We start from the raw sequence: 17,004 nt of genomic DNA, 5'->3' as shown, positions 1-17,004 counted from the left end.
CCAGTGGTAGTTTTACTTTATGATACCACTGGAGGTTTTTTATTTCATCTTTTTTTCGAATTGGAAATTAGGGTTATATTATCAAAATCAATAGTTGGGAGGTATGTGTTATGGAAATGTACATTGTATTTTTGGTTCTTTTTACGTTGGTAATGGTAGCATACGTTGCTTACTTTGTAAAAAAATCAAAAGAAGAGTTGGCTGGCAAGGTTGAAGAAATCTCATGTAAAATCGACCCACTCGTTCAAAAAGTAAGTGGGGAAAAATATGTGTGTAAAGAAGATAAAATTGAATTTATAACGGAAGAAAAAAAGTAAAACAAAAAAAGGGGGGAAATCCCCCTTTAATTAAAGTGGATGGAGAAAACGTTCATATCTTCCGTTGTATTTACTTTTATTTTAAACCCGTATTTTTTGCAGATTTTATAGACAATAGACAGACCCAGACCTAAACCTTCCGTTGTTCCGGATTTATCTTCTCTATAAAATTTTTCAAATACCTTTTTTAAATTTTCTATCTTTTTTCCAGTGTTTGATATTTCAACACTGTTTTTTAATATATCTATCTTAATAAACCCGTTTTTTACATTATACTTTATCGCGTTATCTATCAAGTTTGAAAAGCATACTTCCATATCTGTTTTGTTTGCATTTACTATAAGGTTATCTTTCTGGTTTATTTTAACTGATATGTTTTTCTCTTTTATTTTTGTTTGAAATTTATTAATAATATTCTCTATAATATCTTTTATGTTAACCTCTTCAATATCTTCTTTTGAGATGCTTTTCAACGCATCTATATTGGAAGTTATATTTTTCATGTACTCTAAGTTTTTCTCTATTTGGTCCAAATGGTTTTCGACATTTTGAAAATTTTTATATTTCATAAGGTAAAGGTTAGTATTTATAATGGAGATAGGTGTTTTCAAGTCGTGGGAGACTATGCTTAATGTGTGTTCTAAACTGTCTTTCTGTTCTTTTATAGGTTTTAAAAGTCTTCCGGATACAGAAAAAGCCAAAAATCCGGATAAAAAAATAACCGCCAACGATGATAAAATTATCGAATTTCTCAATTTTTTTAAATCTTGGTTTATTTTGGATATATCATAACCAATTACTATGTAGTATTCGTTTTGACTTTTATAAAGGTAGCTGAGAATATAAAAATTTCCCTGCACGTTTGTTCCTGTTTTCAAAGATATCTTTTCTTTATCAAAATTAGAAAAATTTAAACTTTTACCATTTAAGTTATTCAAACAAAATTTTTTCTTGTTTTCCATGTTATATATGCAAAAAAACGAACCTTCTTTTAATTGGGTATTCATAACATTTTTTAGGTTATCATCTAAGTTTGGTAAGATTTCAAAGAGTGTACTTTTTAGTTTATCTTCTATCTCTACGTATTTTTGGTTTTCATATACCAAATAGATGGAAAATGATAAGATAAAAACAATTATGGAAGATATAAAAATAAGAAAAAATGTGATTTTTAACCTAACTTTTTCTATATCGTCTAAATTTTTGATTGTATCAATCAATTCTGTATCCCATTCCGGATAAGGTTTTTATTATCGTTTTTTCTGGGTCTATTAGCTTTCTCAAAAGCTTGATGTTAGCCCTTAAAGTTTCGTTTGATGGAATTTCTGTTATCTCCCAACATTTTCCATAAAGCATCTCGTATGTGACCACTTTTCCTCTGTTTCTTACCAACTGTTCTAAGATACAAAAAAGTTTAGGGGGAAGTTCTACCAACTGACCGTTTTTTCTAACTATCCTTGATGATAAATCTATTTCTAAATCTTCAATTTTTATTAAATCTTCTTTTTCAGTAGATATTCTTCTTCCTATTGCTTTTATTCTCGCTAAAAGTTCTTCAACTTCAAATGGTTTTGTAATGTAGTCATCTGCTCCTATTTCTAGTCCTTTGACTTTATCTCTTAATTGGTCCTTTGCTGTAAGCATTATTATAGGTGTTTTTATTCCTTTTTCTCTTAACATTTTTGTAAGGGCAAAACCATCTATATCCGGAAGCATCACATCCATAACTATTATGTCGTAAGAAGAGTTTTCCACAAAATTTAGTGCTTCATCTGCATCAAATGCCCCATCGACTATATGTCCGTGAAGTTGAAGGATTTCTTTTAAAGAGTTGTTAAGAGCTATGTTATCTTCTACTATCAGTATCTTCATTTTCCACCCTTTGTAAATATTTTTTCTTTATATAAGATAATGCATCTTCTTTAGTTTTTAAAGAGTTTTCTAAGTATCTTTTAAAAGTATCATCTAAAATCTCTTTAAAAATTCTTGATGGTTTTAATCCCATCTGTATTAAATCTTCTCCTTTTATTAAGGGGTTTTTCTCTTTTTCAACTATATCTAATATGATTTTTAATTTGTCTTCATTTAACAGGGTTAGTAAAGCCGGAAGAAAGTCTTTATTAAAAGATTTTATTGTTTGGTATATTTTAAACTTTTCTTGGGTTTGAGAGATTGTTTCTAAGTTTGTGTAAAAATCATTTATGTATTTTGCTTCTTTTTCAAAATGATATTTTTTCAAATAGTTAAAAATAACTTCCAAAGGAAACCCCGATAGAAGGATATACAGATAGTTAGATGCTTTTGGAAAACTTGTATTAAGTAGTTTTTCCAACAATAAAAAATTATCTTTTAGCTTTATTAGAAGTTCTTTTTTAACAGAATCTACACTAAGTCCGGAAAAAAGTTTGTATAGGATTTTATACTTATCCATCAATATAAGAATATCAATTACTTTCTCTTCATTAAAGGTTAGGTTTAGTTCCAAGTTTATTCTTCCGGTTGGAGCAAAGTTTAATAAGTCTTTTTCTATGGCATGATTTAAAAGTTGTTGGGTTTTTTTCTCAAGTTTAAAATTAAATCTTCCTGCGAATCTCAATCCTCTTAAAATTCTTATAGGGTCTTCTACAAAGCTTAAAGTGTGAAGTACCCTTATTCTTTTTTCTTTTATATCAACAAATCCATTAAAGTAATCAATAAGCTTTCCAAAGTTAGATTTTGTAATCTCTATTGCCAATGTGTTTATGGTGAAATCTCTTCTGTATAAATCTTCAAACAAACTTGCTTTTTCTACCCTTGGATAGGAGCCGGGGGATTCGTACTCTTCTTTTCTTGCTGTTGCAAAATCCAACTTTATCTTATTTTCAAGAGTTATATTACCTGTCATAAACTCCGGATATATATGAAAGTTTAAGTTTTTTGCCTTTGCAAAATTTCTGACTAAATCGACCGCTGACCCTTCAACTATGATATCAATATCCAAACTTTTCTTTCCCATTACAATATCTCTCACTACACCACCAATTATATAAGCTTTGTATCCAAGTTTTTCCGCATACTCTCCAACTTCTTTGATTATGTTGAATATATCTTTTGGAAAAAACTCTCTCAACTTATTTGAATAGTCTAACACCTTAGGTTTAGAAATTGGTTGAAATACAGGTTTGTCTTCCAATATTCCGGATATAAAGTTTATAAAATCTTTTTTGTAAACAACACCTTTGTAGTATCCTTTCTTTACAACCGGAAGAATTTCTAAGTTGTAAGATGAAAAAGTTTTCAAAAGCTGGATAAAATTTGTGTTCATTGGAATAGTTATCATCTCTTCTGAAAATGTTATAGCATCTTCGTTTTCTAATTTGTGTTTTATTGCATTATTTACTACTTTCTCCGTTAAAACTCCTACGTACTTTCCTTTTTCTACGACTACCGCGTATTTGAAATCTTTTAATATATTTTTTACTTCCCTTATTTTTACATTTGATTCTACAACAGGTAAGTCGTTTTTTAGAAAATTTAAAACAGATTGTTGTTTTCCTAAGAGAAATGACAGTAAGAAGTTTTTTATCTCCGGATAATCAAAACCCACAATTACAGCAGATGCTGCAAATGGATGTCCACCACCGTCAAACTCTGATAAAATCTTTCCAACATCTATTTTTTCATCTTTTGACCTTCCTATTATAACTTTTTTTGATTTTTGATTTACAACAAGAAAGTACGCATCAGCTTCTTCAAAAGTTTTTACATACTTTAAAAGCCATGCAATATCTTTTGTGTATCTTTTAGTGATAGATGATATAAAAACTTTTTTATCTTCCGTGATTAGTGGTTCTGTATTTTTTATTATCTCTTTTAAAATTTCTGTATCTTCCAAATCAAATGTATCTGTAACTATTTTTTTTAATTTTAATACATCTAATCCGGATTTAAATAGGTAGTAAAAAGCTTTAATATCTCGTGGTGTTGTTCCTTTGAATTTAAAACCACCTGTATCCTCGTATATTCCAGAAGATAGTATGGTCGCGTCATCTTTGTCTATACTTATTTTTTTTCTTTTTATCTTTTCCACTACAACGGTAGATATAGAACCTGTTTTATACAGGTGTTTTTTAACATTTTTGTTTAAAGAAAAGTTTTTTTTGGGATGGTGGTCAAAAATCTCAATAGGAACATTTTTTATTAAATCTGGAACATTTTGAGAATCAACTAAAAATACCTTTTCAACTTTGTTTAAATCTAAATCTTCTTTTTTCATCACCTTATCTTTTATCTTAGTTTCATAGATTTTCAATAGTTTTCTTACTTTGTATTCAAAGCTGTTTGGAAGGAGTATGTATGTATCCGGATATAAAAGTGTCAAACCGTAAGCTGATGAAAAAGCATCTAAATCTGCCCCTTCATCTAATATCACGACTTGCAAATTTTTCTCCTTTGATATATAATGTTTATCTACTTGTTGCCCAGGTGGCGAAACTGGCAGACGCGCTGTCTTGAGGGGACAGTGCCCGCAAGGGCGTGTGGGTTCAAATCCCACCCTGGGCACTAAAAAAAACTATTCTCCAGCTACCGTTAGTCCCTCAACTACCACGGAAGGACTTCCTACATTACCATAAAACTTCAAATCGTTTCCAACTAAAACTATATTTTTCAATATATCTAAGAAATTCCCAGCTATGGTAATACCTCTTACAGATTTTACAATTTCTCCTTTGTGGTACATTATTCCGGATGCACCAAGTGAAAACTCTCCAGATATAGGGTCCGCTGTGTGAAGACCCATCAAATCAACTATGTATAAAACCTCATCTGCTTGACTTAAAAACTCTTTTATATCATCATTTCCATTCTCTATGTAAAAGTTTGTAATGTCAACTGAAGGTAAAGACCTAAAATCATTTCTAACGGCGTTTCCAGTTGATGACAATCCGGTTTTTTTGGCTGTGTAAAGATTATGTAAAAAACCTTTAAAAACACCGTTTTCAACAAGAATATTTTTTCTCTTTACAACCCCTTCTGCATCATAGGAGGAAGAGTAAAGCCCTTTTGGATATCTTCCGTTATCTACGATATTTATTTTTTCATAGGCTACTTTTTCGTCTATCATATCTTTAAAAAGAGTTTTACCTTTTATCAGTGCATCTGCTGTAAAAGCGTAGGAGAAAGTAGATAAAAGCTCAGTCATCGCATGAGGAGCAAAAAGAACCATCATCTTTTTTGTAGAAATTGTTTTAGCATTTAGTAAAGCTGTAGAATGAAAAACTGCTTCCGATGCTATTTCTTCAAGGTTTAAATCTCCTAAAAATCTTGCTGAGTTGTAACTCCATGCGATTTGTGAATCTGTACCTTCCACTGCAACAGCAGAAACCATGGCAGTGTAATAGGTCCCTTTTTCTTCTATCTTTATACCGTATGAGTTTACAAGAGTTGTATAAACTATATTTTCTATAAAGGTAGAGCTTCTAACAGCTTTGATTCTCTCATCCTTTAATTTAACTAATTTTTCTAACTCTATAGCTTTTTCTATCTTTTCTTCAAAAGGAAGATTTATTGCAAAGGTATCAAAGTACTCTACTTTTTCTGTCTGCTGTAATTTATCTAACAGATAATTCCCATCATCTTTTGATGTTATCTCTGACAACGCTTTAGCAGTTTCTATAGTCTCGTTTATTGCATCTTCTGTAAAAGATGTTGAATACGCAAAACCCTGTGAAAAATCATTTAAAACTCTGATACTAAATCCATTATCTTCTGCAGATGAAACTTTTTCTAGTTTAAAGTCATTTGACTGGGCTTTTAACTTTTTGTTTTTAAGATAAAATATTTCCCACCCATAACCTTTTAACTTTTTTTCTGCAATATCTATAACCTTTTCCAACATACTACTTCATCCTCTCTTTTAATTCTTTTGGAATTTTTATAACTTTTCTTGTATCTCTACTGATACAGCAGTGTTTTGTTTCTCCTACAGCACATAAATCGTTTTCAACAAAAATGTCATATCTAAATTTAAAAAAATAGCTGTCTGATTCAACAAGGGAGTACTTGATAGAAAAAATATCTCCAAATTTTAAAGGTTTAAGATACTCAACAAAAAGGGAAAGAAGTACAACATCCACTTTTAACTCTTCTCTAAGTTTTGGATATGGATATCCTATCTGTTCTAAATAGTATCCTCTTGCTTCTTCAAAAAAACGGGGATAGTTTGAGTGATGAACTACCCCTTGAGCATCCGTTTCATAGAAGTTAACTTTTCTAACATACTCAAATATCATTACTCAAAATCTTCTGTTTCTCCAAGAAGTATATCTGCTGTTGATTTACATCCTTCTATAAATCCTAAGGTTAAATCATCAAGTTGGGCAGTCATCGTTGGAACTTCTTCGTAATTTTTATTTTCAAAGTCTTTTTCAGATATAAAAGCAACGGAAAATGATGCTTTATTTATTAATGATTCCCAACTTTCTCCGTATGGAAGAGCGAAAAAGATTTCGCTATCTCCTATGTAAACTGTCATCAAAATGTATAACTCTTCATCTTCTTCATCGTAATCAACGTCAACGTCTAACTCTACATTCTCTTCTTGATTTTCTACTAAGGATAAAAGATGTTCATCAGGTTCCACTAAAACTATAATTTCTCCTTCTTCTGTCTCTAAAATCTCATAAGCTTGATAGATGTTTTCCATAGTTACACTCCTTTATTCAACAAGTTTTTTTGCTTCTTTTATTAACTTTTCTGTAATTTTTAAAGATGGTGTCTCTGCGTATATTCGTAAAACAGGTTCTGTTCCAGATGCTCTTAAAAGTAACCAACTATCATCTTCAAATATAAATTTTACACCGTCTGTTGTATCTTTTTCTTTTACTTTTAGTCCTGCAAACTCTTTTATATCCTTTTCTTTTAAGGATTTTACTAAATCTAAACCTTTACTTCCTTCAACTTTCAAGTCTTCTCTTTTGTAGTGTGCTTCTCCAAACTCTTTGAATAAATCCTTTATTATTTCATTTAAAGGTTTTCCATACAACATCAGCATCTCTAACATCAACATTCCGGATAAGATGCCATCTCTTTCCGGAATATGAAATCCAAAGCCGTATCCTCCGGATTCTTCCCCACCAAAAGCTACAGTCTCCTTCAACATTATATCTGCAACGTATTTAAATCCAACAGGTGTTTTATGAATTGTAAGTCCTTCTTTTTTTGCTATCCTGTCTGCTAAATATGTTGTGGAAACCGTTTTTACAACACTTCCTTTGAATTTTCTATTTCTAACTGTATGAAGAAGTAATAAAGCGTATAGAATCTGTGTACTTACAAACTCTCCACTTTCAGATACTACACCTACTCTATCAGAATCTCCATCGTTTGCTATTCCTATATCAGATTCTGTTGCTACAACTTTTGCCTTTAAAAGAGATAGGTTTTTATCTATGGGTTCCGGATGATGTCCACCGAAATAAGGGTCTTTAAAGTGGTTGATTTCTATTACATCTATAAAAGTATTTTCTAAAAGTTTGTTGTATATACCTATTGAAGTTGCAAACATAGGGTCGTGAACCAACTTTATCTCTTTTTGTTTAAAAATAGAGTAATCAAAGTAGGATTTAACTTTTTCTAAATAGTGAGTGGTTAAATCTAAAAATTGAAAGTCCTTCTTTCCTTTATTAACAGAGGTTTTCCCTATCCTATCTTCAACATCTTTAATTATCTCAACTGTGGCAGGACCACCATAACTTCCTTTTATCTTATAACCGTTGTATTTATATCCATTATGGGAAGCTGTAATCATAACACCTTCATCAGCCTTTAAAGATAAAACAGCGTACGATAAAGCAGGAGTAGTACAATGTCCTTTAGATACGATAACTTCAAAACCATTTGAAGAAAAAACTTCTGCAACTGCTAACGCAAAATCCTCCGACAAAAACCTTGTATCGTAGCCAACAACAACCTTTTTCCCACCTCTTTCTTTTAAGGAATCAGCCTGAGCTTGTGCTATTTTCTCTACATTTTCAAATGTAAACTCTTGACCTATTATTGCTCTGAATCCATCTGTTCCAAATTTTATCATTTATTTCCCCGTATTTAGATATTTTTTCTCTTTTCTTTTACTTGATAGTATACATCATTTAGTATTAGTTTTACAAGTTCAGTGTAATCTTTTGCAAAATTATCAACTTGTCTGTTTTCAATCATGACTCTCCATAGATAGGGATTGTTTCCTACAACAGCAGTTCCATCTGGCACAGGAGATATACTTAAATTTACAATAACAAGTGGGACAACCGACGGTGATAAGGTTTTTGCTTTTTGTAAATAATCCTTTGAGTATATCTGAACCAAAAAGTAGTTGTCTTCTGTGTATATTTCTCTGAATTCAAAGTTATTTTTTTGAGATACGTTTTTTAACTCGTTAAAATACTCCTGAGGAGTTATTTTTGGATAAGCATACTCAATGAGAGCCTCTTGTCTTACTTTGCCAACGGAAAGTTGATAGACGTAAAGAAAAACAAATATTAATGTTGCTATAATACCAAATCCGGTTAAAATGATAAAAGGATAGTTAAGTGTTTTCTTTCTTTGATTTTCCATTTCGATTTTCCTGTATCTGTTTTTGTCTTTGCTTTTCTTCGTTATAACTTGCTTTTATGGATAACCCCCAAAGTAATCCAACGATGATAACCATCCAAGTAAAAAATATGATTCCTGCCAACTCAAACCAGCTGCTTTCAGTTTCCATTGATTTACTCCAAAAAATAAATATAACTAAAAAAATTTTATCATAGAATTAAAAAGATGTTATGTTTGTTCTAAATTTTGAGATGATATTCTTTTTCCGGATTTTCTTGACCTTACTCTGAATTTAATATTTTTCTCTTTTTCTTTCATAAATTTCGGAACATAATAGATTAATGCCAACACTCCTAAGAGAATAGATAAACCTAGGTAATCATGAAATTTTAGCCCAGGAGCTTTTATAATAACTTCTCTTAAAATCGCAATCAGAGTTGTTTTTACGATTAAAGAGGTATCTATTATTCTTTGAGTGAGGTATACTATATTTAACCTAAACAACTCTGCAAGAATAAATACGTATAGAAATTTTGGAATCAAGTCCATGAAAGAATATTTATGACTAAAAGTAGCTTGACCTAAATCAAACAAAGCCATTAAACTTAAGACAAATAAAATAATGGTTAGAATTACTATTATTAAATCTTCGAAAAACTCAAATAAATCTCCTAACTTTTGATGAAGTTTATGAGGTTCTAATATTCTCTTTATTAAACTCAAATCAAACTCCAATTGATTTTGAAAAGGGAGGTAAAGCCTCCCTTTTTTAATGGATATTATTTTACCTCAATTTTAACTTCTTTTTCAGTTGTAGCTTTTGGAATAACCAACTTTAAAATTCCATCTTGATACTCAGCTTTTGCTTCTTCTATTTTTACATCTGCTGGTAAAGGTATAACTCTTTCAAATTTTCCATAGAATCTTTCACTTCTGTAATAGTTTTCTTCTTTTTTCTCTTCTTCTCTCTTTACTTCTCCTCTGATTACAACGCTGTTATCTTTTACTTTTACTTCGATATCTTCCTTTTTAGCTCCCGGAATCTCCGCTTCAATAATTATGTTGTTGTCTTTCTCATAAACGTCAACTCTTGGAGCCCAAGCTACAACTTCTGTTGTAACTTCTTGTTGAGGAACTAACTCCTTGAAAATTCTGTTAATTTCATTCTCAAGTCTTGCAAGTTCTCTCAATGGGGAAATTGCAAATGCTGGTATTAATCTTCTTTCCATGGTCCACACCTCCTAATTGGTTTTTAATTTTTAAGTTCAATATAAATATATTTCTTATATTAAATTTTGTCAAGTGTTTTTATATTACTATACTAAATATTTTAAATACTTTTAAATAGTTATTTTTTTCCGGAATACCTTTGTAAAATTTTACATCAAAAAAATTTTTTTGTTAAACTATTTTTGAATTAGAAAATAGAATTTTTTAAAAATGGAGTAAATAATGTCAAATTTGTTTAAGTTTGAAAGTTTAAAAAAGGATTTTTTAGAGTCTTTAAATAGCCAGCAATTACAGTTACTTAAAAATATAGCGTATTACTCTTCCTGTATATCAGACTTTTTGTTTAGACATCCGGATGAGCTTTTTTATTTAGAAAAGAGTTTAAATGAACCTTTACTTGGTAGAACAAAACTTGTTGAAGAAGCGTTAACTTTGTTAGATATACCAAAAGAAGAAGATTTTATAGCTAAATTAACTTACTTTAAGATGAAACATTTTAGCCGGATTGTAGCTAAAGATATTTACAAAAAACATCACTTGATACAGCTAACTGAAGAGTACTCTTACCTTGCGGATGCATGTTTTGAGGTTGCGTATAAAAGAGCTTATAAAAAATATTTTGAAAAATTTGGAAATCCAATTGAAGAAGAAACAGGAAATGTAGCCAAAGCTTCCGTGATAGCATTAGGTAAACACGGAGGAACAGATTTAAATTATTACTCAGATGTAGATGTAATGTACATTTACTCTGCGGAAGGAAAGACAGAGAAAGGATTATCCAATAGAGAGTTTTTTATAAAGGTGTTTACAGATGTGAATATCTATTTAACAAAAAGAAATTTTGAAGGTGTTGCTTGGAACGTAGATTTAGACCTTCGTCCGGAAGGAAAAAAAGGACTTTTGGCTTACAGCATTCCATTTATAGAAAGTTATTACTGGTCCGTAGGAAGGACTTGGGAAAGACATATGCTTATAAAAGCAAGACATGCAGCAGGAGATGAAAGTGTTTCAAAGGAGTTTTTATCTATCATAACCCCTTTCGTTTATAGAAAAAGCCTTAGTAAAGATATAGTAGATGAAATTTTTAACATGAAAAAGATGATAGAAGAATCAGCAAAAGCAAAATCTACAAATGAGATAGATATAAAAAAGTGTGAAGGTGGAATAAGAGAGATAGAGTTTACAGTTCAAGTTTTTCAACTTTTACACGGAGGACAAAATCCAAACCTTAGAGAAAGAGAAACTATAAGAGCTTTAAGAAACATAGTCCAAGCCGGATTACTACCTGAAGAAGATGGAAGAAAGTTAGAAGATGCATACATCTTTTTAAGAAAGTTAGAGCACGTCATTCAGCTGAAAAACTGTATTCAAACTCAGATTTTTAACTTACAGTACGCATCAGAATATGCTCAAAAATTAGGCTTTAAGGATACAGAAGAATTTTTAACAACCTTCAACAACCATAGGAAAAATGTAAAATCTATCTTTGATAGGATATCCGGAAAGAAAGAAAGAGAGTATACTCAACTTCAAATTTATATAATGACAAAACAAGATGAAAAATTAGCTGTAGATTATCTTAGCTCTTTAGGAGTAAAAGACGGAAAATGGGCTTTAAACATTATAGATGAGATATTTAACAATCCGGAATACTATTTACTTTCTGAAAGGGAAAAAACTTTAATTTTTGAGTTTTTACCAAATTTGGAGAATCATATAAAAAACTCTCCGGATAAAGAAAGCTTTCTTTTAAACATAAACAAACTTTTTGTAGAAGGTAACATTTACAGAATATTCTCAGCAGCACTGGAAAACAAATCCAAATTGGTAGACTTTATATTGGATATAGCAAAAACTTCCGATTACATAACAAACATAATATCAAAAGATACAGAAGTTATAGATTTTGCCTTTTCTTCCGGAAGACCACTGATTGATGAAAAAGACTTTTTGAAGGAGTTATCCATTATACAAATAGAAGATTCGGTAGAAAGACTAAAAAAACTAAAAAAAATTACAGAAGTTTTAGGAGCTTTAGATTACTTTGCTAATATAAAGTATTACTCTCCTGTTGCCAGACTAAAAAAGTTAAACAACATCATCACAAATCTTGCAGATTTTATTCTAAAACAACTTTACTCAATAAACGAAGGAAAAAACTTTGCTATTTACGGTCTTGGGAAACTTGGAAGTAGAGAGATGAACATAGGTTCAGATTTAGACCTTATCTTTGTATTTAAAGATGAAGAATCAAAAGTAAATTACTCAAAAGTACCCCAAAAGATAGTTCAAGACCTAACAAAATACACAAAAGAAGGACAGCTTTACCAAATAGACTTAAGACTAAGACCTTTTGGAAAATCCGGAGAACTTTCTCCATCAATAGATTTTTATAAAAATTATTTTTCCAAAGAAGCAAGAGTATGGGAAGTTCTTGCATGGACGAAATCACGATTTATCACAGGAGATGAAAATGTAAAAGAAGAGTTTGAAATGATTGTTAATGAATTTTTATTTACCAAACCTATTGATAAAACATTTAAAGAAGAGATGTTGGACATGAGACTAAAGCTCGAAGGAATAACAAAAGAAACAGAAGATACGATTGATATAAAATTAGGTAAAGGAGGAATTACAGATATAGAGTTTATGGTTCAGATGTTTTACCTTGAAAATAAAGACAGAAGGACAGGAATATTGGAAGGACTTTTAGATTCTGACCCAGATATAGTTGATGAGTATATCTTTTTAAGAGAAATAGAGACAAGACTTAGACTTGTAAAAGGCTCCTCCACATCAAAACTTGCCAAAAACGACAGTATTACACTAAGGATAGCTCAAACTTTTGATATGGACATAAAAGAATTTTGGAATAAAGTTAAAAACACGAAAGAAAGAATAAGATTACATTTTTTCAAAAATTTCAAATGAATGAAAGATATTTAGAATTACAGATTGATAAACCTTACGTAGTGGTAGGAGACATTCACGGTTGTTTTGATGAGTTTTATGAATTGGTTGAACTGTGTGAGAAAAGATACGGAAAAGAGGTTGTTATCTTCTCTGTAGGAGATACAATCGATAGAGGAGATTACAATATAAAAACTCTAAGGTACTGTATGGAGCTTTACAACGCAGGAAAATTTTACGAAGTAAAAAGTAACCATCTTGATAAATTTTATAGATATCTAAAAGGTAATAAAGTAAAAATATCCTATGGAATGCAAAAAACTGTTGATGAATTTTTGGCTCTTTCGGAAGATGTGAGGGAAAATCTAAGACAAGAGATTATAAATTACTATGAAAATCTACCTCTTTATATAATTATCAATAAAAAAGTCGTCGTTTGTCACGCTGGAATAAAAGATGAGTATATAGGTAAGGGAGATGATAAAGTAAAGAGCTTTGTTTTATACGGTCAAACAACCGGAAAATACACAGATAAAGGATTTCCGGAGAGGTTAGACTGGACAAAGGATAGAGTTGTAAATCCGGATAGTCCTAAGATAGTTTATGGACATGTTGTTTTTGAAGAGCCTTATATAAACAATCTTTGTTATGGAATAGATACAGGAGCGGTTTTAGGTAATAAACTCACCGGATACAACCCAGAAATGGATGAGTTTACCTTTGTTAAATCAAAGAGGCAGTATTACTTTTTTGAAGATTGATATATTTTGATAGATATGCAAAAATTAATATATAATAATTATTGCATTTTCTCATGATACTAACCTCCTCCTCCGGGGATTTTACCTCGGGGGCTTTTTAATCTCAAAAATAGCCACATCTGGAGGGCATTCTATCCTAACTGGTGGTCCACCAGTTCCAACTCCTCTACTTACAAAGATATAACTATCACCTTTTTGGATAAGTCCAAAGTCTGCTACAAAAATCTTTCTCAGTATATATTTAACAGGGAAAATAACACCTCCATGTGTATGTCCTGATAACATTAGGTCAAACTGTCCTACCAAACTTTCATCAAGTTTAGGTTGATGTTTTAAGAAGATTGTAAAATTATCTTTTTTCAGACCAAAAAAAAGGTCTTTTTCCGGATATTCTGCTATGTATCCAAGCCTAACACCATCTATATCATCAACTCCAACGATATTAATTCCATTTTCGGAAATAGTTTCGTTCCTTAAAAGTTTAAATCCGGATAAAATATGGAATTTTATGGCATCGTTGATATCTGTGTAGTACTCATGATTACCAAGGATTGCATACTTTCCAAGAGGTGGATTTATCTGATTTAAAAGATTTATATAAGATTGCTTAGTGGAAACCTTTCCATCAACAAGGTCTCCGGTTGATATGACAATATCCGGATTTTCCTTTTTATAAACATCCAAAATCATTTTTATTTTATCTTCTCTCATCACTTGGCTTAAATGTAAATCTGATATCTGCATTATCTTTACATCTTTCGGGACTTTATCTGAATAAATCACAAACTTATAAACTTTAAGGTTTAATGTTTCATAGTAACCATACACCAAAGATGTTATCGTAAGAGTTGATACAAAGATGAAAGCCAACTTAGATTTTAATGAAGGAAGAGGATTTATACCTAAAAATCTGTCAGATAGCTTTATGGCAAAATTATAGATGTCAACCAACATAAAGTAAAGGAAAAATAACATTATAAAACCCATCCACATTAAAATAAAAAATGAAAGATAGTAAAGGTCAAATCCGGATTTATCGTACAATCTGTAAAAATAAGGAGAAAAAATAAAGATTGGGGAGATAAGATAAAGGTAAAACCCAGTGATATTAAAAGCTTTTTTTAGCTTTTTTATAAAGTAAAAGTGCATAAAAGCGTATACAGAAAAAAATACTATAAAAAAAAGCATCATCTCTCCTTATCAAAAATATACTAAAATATATACCATAAATATTTTTAGAGGTAGATAAATGATAGGGAAGATAATTTGGGAAGCTTTCTCTGTAGCATTACTTTTGTATGGTTTGTATTTGGCTTATGTTTTTATGTGGTTTAGTATGTTTAGAATAATGGATATGGATATGGAAAAAGCAAAGTTAATATCCGGAACAGTTGCTCTTGTTATTCTTGTTGTTTCATCTGTAAGATGGTTTACAAAAAAACAAAAAGAGTTAAAAAATCTTAAACAGGAAAGCTAACTATGTTTCAAGAAATTGACGAAAATTTTTATATATTTTTAAATAACGTTGCAGGAGTAAAATTGATAAAAGAAAACGACAAGTATATCTGGCTTTTTTATACAAACCATCCAGAACCTCTTAAATCAAAACCATTTGATACAAAAGAAGATGCAGTAATCTGGTTTAAAAATATAAAATACAACTTTTACAGGAGTAAAGAATAATGTTTTTAGAGGCAATGCCACGAAACTTTGAAATTTTATGTAAAATCATAGACAAATCTCCGGATATAATCTTTACAATAGATTTAAATGGAAAGGTACTGTATGTTAACGATACGTTTACAGAAATTTTAGGTTATGAGAAAGAAGAAGTTATAGGAAAACATATAAGAGAGATAGCTACAGAAGAAAGTATATACAACGCCTGTATGATATCAGTAAAAAACACAGGAAAATGTCTCGACCAAGAAACTATCTTTAGAAAAAAGAACGGAAAACTAATACATGTTGTTAAAAATGTAAACGCCCTTTATAACGATAAAGGAGAGATAGAATACCTTATCGTAAATGCAAGGGATTTGACCAATATAGACAACCTGAATAAACAACTCTCAAAACTAACACAAGAGTTGGAAAAAAGGTACAATCTTATTTATCAAATTTTTTTGAATATCCATAATGCTGTTGCTATATTAGATAAAAATGGATATTATCTTGAACAAAATAAAGCTCATGAAGAGTTAATTGGATATTCTTTGGAAGAGCTTCTTGGGAAAACTCCTTCTATACACGTAAAAAATCCGCCATTAGAGAAGATTTTTGAAGAGATAAAGACAAAAGGCTCTTATTTAGGAGAGATTAAAATAAAAACAAAGTCCGGTGAATACAAAGATGTAGAACTTTTTGCTTTTGCAGTTTACGATGATAATGGTGAAATATCAAACATCATCGGAATAAAAAAAGATAAGACATTAGAAAAACAGCTTATCTATACAGATAAATTAACAGGACTTCCAAACAGAATAAAACTTATAGAAGATTTAAAAAATCTAATGAACTATAAAGTAATCCTTGTTAATATAGATTCTTTTAAAGAAGTTAACGATGTGTACGGAATAGAGATAGGGGATATCTTGCTACAAAAGATGGGAGAGAGGTTAAAAGAGATTGTATCGAAACATGATTTTAAGGTGTACAAACTCTCTGGAGATGAGTTTTTAATCCTTGTAGATAGATATATGCCTAAAAACTTAGTAGAAAAATTTATAAATGAACTTCTTTATACTGTCCAGTCAAAACCTTTTGAAGTAAATGATTTAACCATAAATTTAGATATAACCTTAGGAATTTCTGAAGGAAAATTTACCGATTCAAATGTGCTTGAAAAAGCTGATATGGCGTTAAAGTATGCTAAACAAAATAAGAAATCGTACATTTTTTACGATGAAAGTTTAAACATTCAAGAAAAGTATAAAAACAGTATCGTATGGGTAAAGAATCTAAAATCTGCCATAGAAGAAGACAGGCTCTTAGTTTACTACCAACCTATCCTAAACAACAACACAGGGAAAATAGAAAAGTATGAAAGTTTAATCAGGATGAGAATTGAGGATAAAATCTTTTCTCCTTACTACTTTTTAGATATAGCCAAAAAATCAAAACTCTATCCGGCTATAACCAAAAAGATATTTAATGAAGTGAGTAAACATTCAAAAGATTATGAAATTTCTATAAATCTTTCTATTTTGGATGTA

At 30.4% G+C, this 17,004-nt stretch carries 18 protein-coding genes and 1 tRNA gene; 7 read left to right on the top strand and 12 right to left on the bottom strand.

All coding sequences use genetic code 11. The features are described 5' to 3' along the window. Positions 1-110: 110 nt before the first annotated feature. Positions 111-317, top strand: a complete 207-nt coding sequence (locus NE054_RS03150) for a hypothetical protein (RefSeq protein WP_297888380.1) — start codon at positions 111-113, stop codon at positions 315-317. A gap of 26 nt (positions 318-343) precedes the next feature. Here NE054_RS03150 and NE054_RS03145 read toward each other — a convergent pair whose 3' ends face one another. Genes NE054_RS03145 through NE054_RS03135 form a run of 3 tightly spaced genes read right to left on the bottom strand, consistent with a single transcriptional unit; the run spans position 344 to position 4,728 of the window. Further along, positions 344-1,537 carry a HAMP domain-containing sensor histidine kinase gene (locus NE054_RS03145; RefSeq protein WP_297888377.1) on the bottom strand — a complete coding sequence of 398 codons (1,194 nt, stop codon included), beginning with the start codon at positions 1,535-1,537 and terminating at the stop codon, positions 344-346. After that, positions 1,530-2,189: a response regulator transcription factor gene (locus NE054_RS03140; protein WP_297888375.1), complete on the bottom strand. Its 660-nt coding sequence runs from the start codon at positions 2,187-2,189 to the stop codon at positions 1,530-1,532. Before NE054_RS03140 ends, NE054_RS03145 begins: the two co-directional genes overlap by 8 nt. Then, positions 2,164-4,728 (bottom strand): CBS domain-containing protein, encoded by a 2,565-nt coding sequence (locus tag NE054_RS03135; protein ID WP_297888383.1) that lies wholly within the window; start codon positions 4,726-4,728, stop codon positions 2,164-2,166. Before NE054_RS03135 ends, NE054_RS03140 begins: the two co-directional genes overlap by 26 nt. 47 nt (positions 4,729-4,775) lie before the next feature. Here NE054_RS03135 and NE054_RS03130 point away from each other — a divergent pair. After that, positions 4,776-4,859 (top strand) — tRNA-Leu (locus tag NE054_RS03130). Positions 4,860-4,869: 10 nt separating this feature from the next. On the opposite strand, the gene NE054_RS03125 is transcribed toward NE054_RS03130, so the two are convergent. From NE054_RS03125 to NE054_RS03090, 8 genes are read right to left on the bottom strand one after another with little or no spacing between them, the layout of a single operon-like run. Further along, the gene (locus tag NE054_RS03125; RefSeq protein ID WP_297888372.1) at positions 4,870-6,195 is read right to left on the bottom strand and encodes a TldD/PmbA family protein; all 1,326 of its coding nucleotides are present in this window, start codon (positions 6,193-6,195) and stop codon (positions 4,870-4,872) included. Between the two features lies 1 nt (position 6,196). Next, positions 6,197-6,589, bottom strand: a complete 393-nt coding sequence (locus NE054_RS03120; RefSeq protein WP_297888370.1) for a thioesterase family protein — start codon at positions 6,587-6,589, stop codon at positions 6,197-6,199. Continuing rightward, positions 6,589-7,002, bottom strand: a complete 414-nt coding sequence (locus tag NE054_RS03115) for a hypothetical protein (protein WP_297888368.1) — start codon at positions 7,000-7,002, stop codon at positions 6,589-6,591. The genes NE054_RS03120 and NE054_RS03115 overlap by 1 nt, the downstream gene beginning before the upstream one ends. 12 nt (positions 7,003-7,014) lie before the next feature. After that, positions 7,015-8,388 (bottom strand): phosphoglucomutase/phosphomannomutase family protein, encoded by a 1,374-nt coding sequence (locus NE054_RS03110; RefSeq protein WP_297888366.1) that lies wholly within the window; start codon positions 8,386-8,388, stop codon positions 7,015-7,017. 14 nt (positions 8,389-8,402) lie between these two features. Next, the gene (locus NE054_RS03105; protein ID WP_297888363.1) at positions 8,403-8,909 is read right to left on the bottom strand and encodes a hypothetical protein; all 507 of its coding nucleotides are present in this window, start codon (positions 8,907-8,909) and stop codon (positions 8,403-8,405) included. Further along, complete coding sequence (locus NE054_RS03100; RefSeq protein WP_297888360.1) at positions 8,881-9,057, bottom strand: hypothetical protein; 177 nt, start codon at positions 9,055-9,057, stop codon at positions 8,881-8,883. The genes NE054_RS03105 and NE054_RS03100 overlap by 29 nt, the downstream gene beginning before the upstream one ends. A gap of 59 nt (positions 9,058-9,116) precedes the next feature. Next, positions 9,117-9,611: a phosphate-starvation-inducible PsiE family protein gene (locus tag NE054_RS03095; protein ID WP_297888357.1), complete on the bottom strand. Its 495-nt coding sequence runs from the start codon at positions 9,609-9,611 to the stop codon at positions 9,117-9,119. Between the two features lie 56 nt (positions 9,612-9,667). Then, the gene (locus NE054_RS03090) at positions 9,668-10,117 is read right to left on the bottom strand and encodes an Hsp20/alpha crystallin family protein (RefSeq protein ID WP_297888354.1); all 450 of its coding nucleotides are present in this window, start codon (positions 10,115-10,117) and stop codon (positions 9,668-9,670) included. A gap of 223 nt (positions 10,118-10,340) precedes the next feature. Here NE054_RS03090 and NE054_RS03085 point away from each other — a divergent pair, with 223 nt between their 5' ends. After that, entirely contained in the window at positions 10,341-13,049 is a 2,709-nt protein-coding gene (locus NE054_RS03085) for a glutamine-synthetase adenylyltransferase (RefSeq protein ID WP_297888351.1), read from the top strand. Beyond that, positions 13,046-13,789: a metallophosphoesterase gene (locus NE054_RS03080; RefSeq protein ID WP_297888348.1), complete on the top strand. Its 744-nt coding sequence runs from the start codon at positions 13,046-13,048 to the stop codon at positions 13,787-13,789. Before NE054_RS03085 ends, NE054_RS03080 begins: the two co-directional genes overlap by 4 nt. An 81-nt stretch (positions 13,790-13,870) precedes the next feature. Here NE054_RS03080 and NE054_RS03075 read toward each other — a convergent pair whose 3' ends face one another. Beyond that, positions 13,871-14,977, bottom strand: a complete 1,107-nt coding sequence (locus tag NE054_RS03075) for a metallophosphoesterase (RefSeq protein WP_297888346.1) — start codon at positions 14,975-14,977, stop codon at positions 13,871-13,873. A 61-nt stretch (positions 14,978-15,038) separates the two neighbouring features. Between NE054_RS03075 and NE054_RS03070 the strand changes: the two genes are divergently transcribed. From NE054_RS03070 to NE054_RS03060, 3 genes are all read left to right on the top strand, one after another. Then, entirely contained in the window at positions 15,039-15,266 is a 228-nt protein-coding gene (locus tag NE054_RS03070) for a hypothetical protein (RefSeq protein WP_297888343.1), read from the top strand. A 2-nt stretch (positions 15,267-15,268) separates the two neighbouring features. Further along, the gene (locus NE054_RS03065) at positions 15,269-15,472 is read left to right on the top strand and encodes a hypothetical protein (protein ID WP_297888341.1); all 204 of its coding nucleotides are present in this window, start codon (positions 15,269-15,271) and stop codon (positions 15,470-15,472) included. Then, positions 15,472-17,004: PAS domain S-box protein (locus NE054_RS03060; protein ID WP_297888339.1), on the top strand; the 1,533-nt coding region annotated here is incomplete at its 3' end. The genes NE054_RS03065 and NE054_RS03060, both read left to right, overlap by 1 nt.

The sequence above is a fragment of the Sulfurihydrogenibium sp. genome (assembly GCF_027448985.1).
GTDB lineage: Bacteria > Aquificota > Aquificia > Aquificales > Hydrogenothermaceae > Sulfurihydrogenibium.
Note: the sequence above shows the minus strand (reverse complement) of the source record. Positions and strands in the feature narration are given on the sequence as shown.

What these genes read in the sequence shown, in the direction of transcription:
- NE054_RS03085 (WP_297888351.1), top strand. Translation starts at nt 10,341, where the DNA reads ATGTCAAATTTGTTTAAGTTTGAAAGTTTAAAAAAGGATTTTTTAGAG.
- NE054_RS03125 (WP_297888372.1), bottom strand. Translation starts at nt 6,195, where the DNA reads ATGTTGGAAAAGGTTATAGATATTGCAGAAAAAAAGTTAAAAGGTTAT.
- NE054_RS03115 (WP_297888368.1), bottom strand. Translation starts at nt 7,002, where the DNA reads ATGGAAAACATCTATCAAGCTTATGAGATTTTAGAGACAGAAGAAGGA.
- NE054_RS03120 (WP_297888370.1), bottom strand. Translation starts at nt 6,589, where the DNA reads ATGATATTTGAGTATGTTAGAAAAGTTAACTTCTATGAAACGGATGCT.
- NE054_RS03075 (WP_297888346.1), bottom strand. Translation starts at nt 14,977, where the DNA reads ATGCTTTTTTTTATAGTATTTTTTTCTGTATACGCTTTTATGCACTTT.
- NE054_RS03065 (WP_297888341.1), top strand. Translation starts at nt 15,269, where the DNA reads ATGTTTCAAGAAATTGACGAAAATTTTTATATATTTTTAAATAACGTT.
- NE054_RS03105 (WP_297888363.1), bottom strand. Translation starts at nt 8,909, where the DNA reads ATGGAAAATCAAAGAAAGAAAACACTTAACTATCCTTTTATCATTTTA.
- NE054_RS03070 (WP_297888343.1), top strand. Translation starts at nt 15,039, where the DNA reads ATGATAGGGAAGATAATTTGGGAAGCTTTCTCTGTAGCATTACTTTTG.
- NE054_RS03140 (WP_297888375.1), bottom strand. Translation starts at nt 2,189, where the DNA reads ATGAAGATACTGATAGTAGAAGATAACATAGCTCTTAACAACTCTTTA.
- NE054_RS03150 (WP_297888380.1), top strand. Translation starts at nt 111, where the DNA reads ATGGAAATGTACATTGTATTTTTGGTTCTTTTTACGTTGGTAATGGTA.
- NE054_RS03110 (WP_297888366.1), bottom strand. Translation starts at nt 8,388, where the DNA reads ATGATAAAATTTGGAACAGATGGATTCAGAGCAATAATAGGTCAAGAG.
- NE054_RS03080 (WP_297888348.1), top strand. Translation starts at nt 13,046, where the DNA reads ATGAATGAAAGATATTTAGAATTACAGATTGATAAACCTTACGTAGTG.
- NE054_RS03100 (WP_297888360.1), bottom strand. Translation starts at nt 9,057, where the DNA reads ATGGAAACTGAAAGCAGCTGGTTTGAGTTGGCAGGAATCATATTTTTT.
- NE054_RS03090 (WP_297888354.1), bottom strand. Translation starts at nt 10,117, where the DNA reads ATGGAAAGAAGATTAATACCAGCATTTGCAATTTCCCCATTGAGAGAA.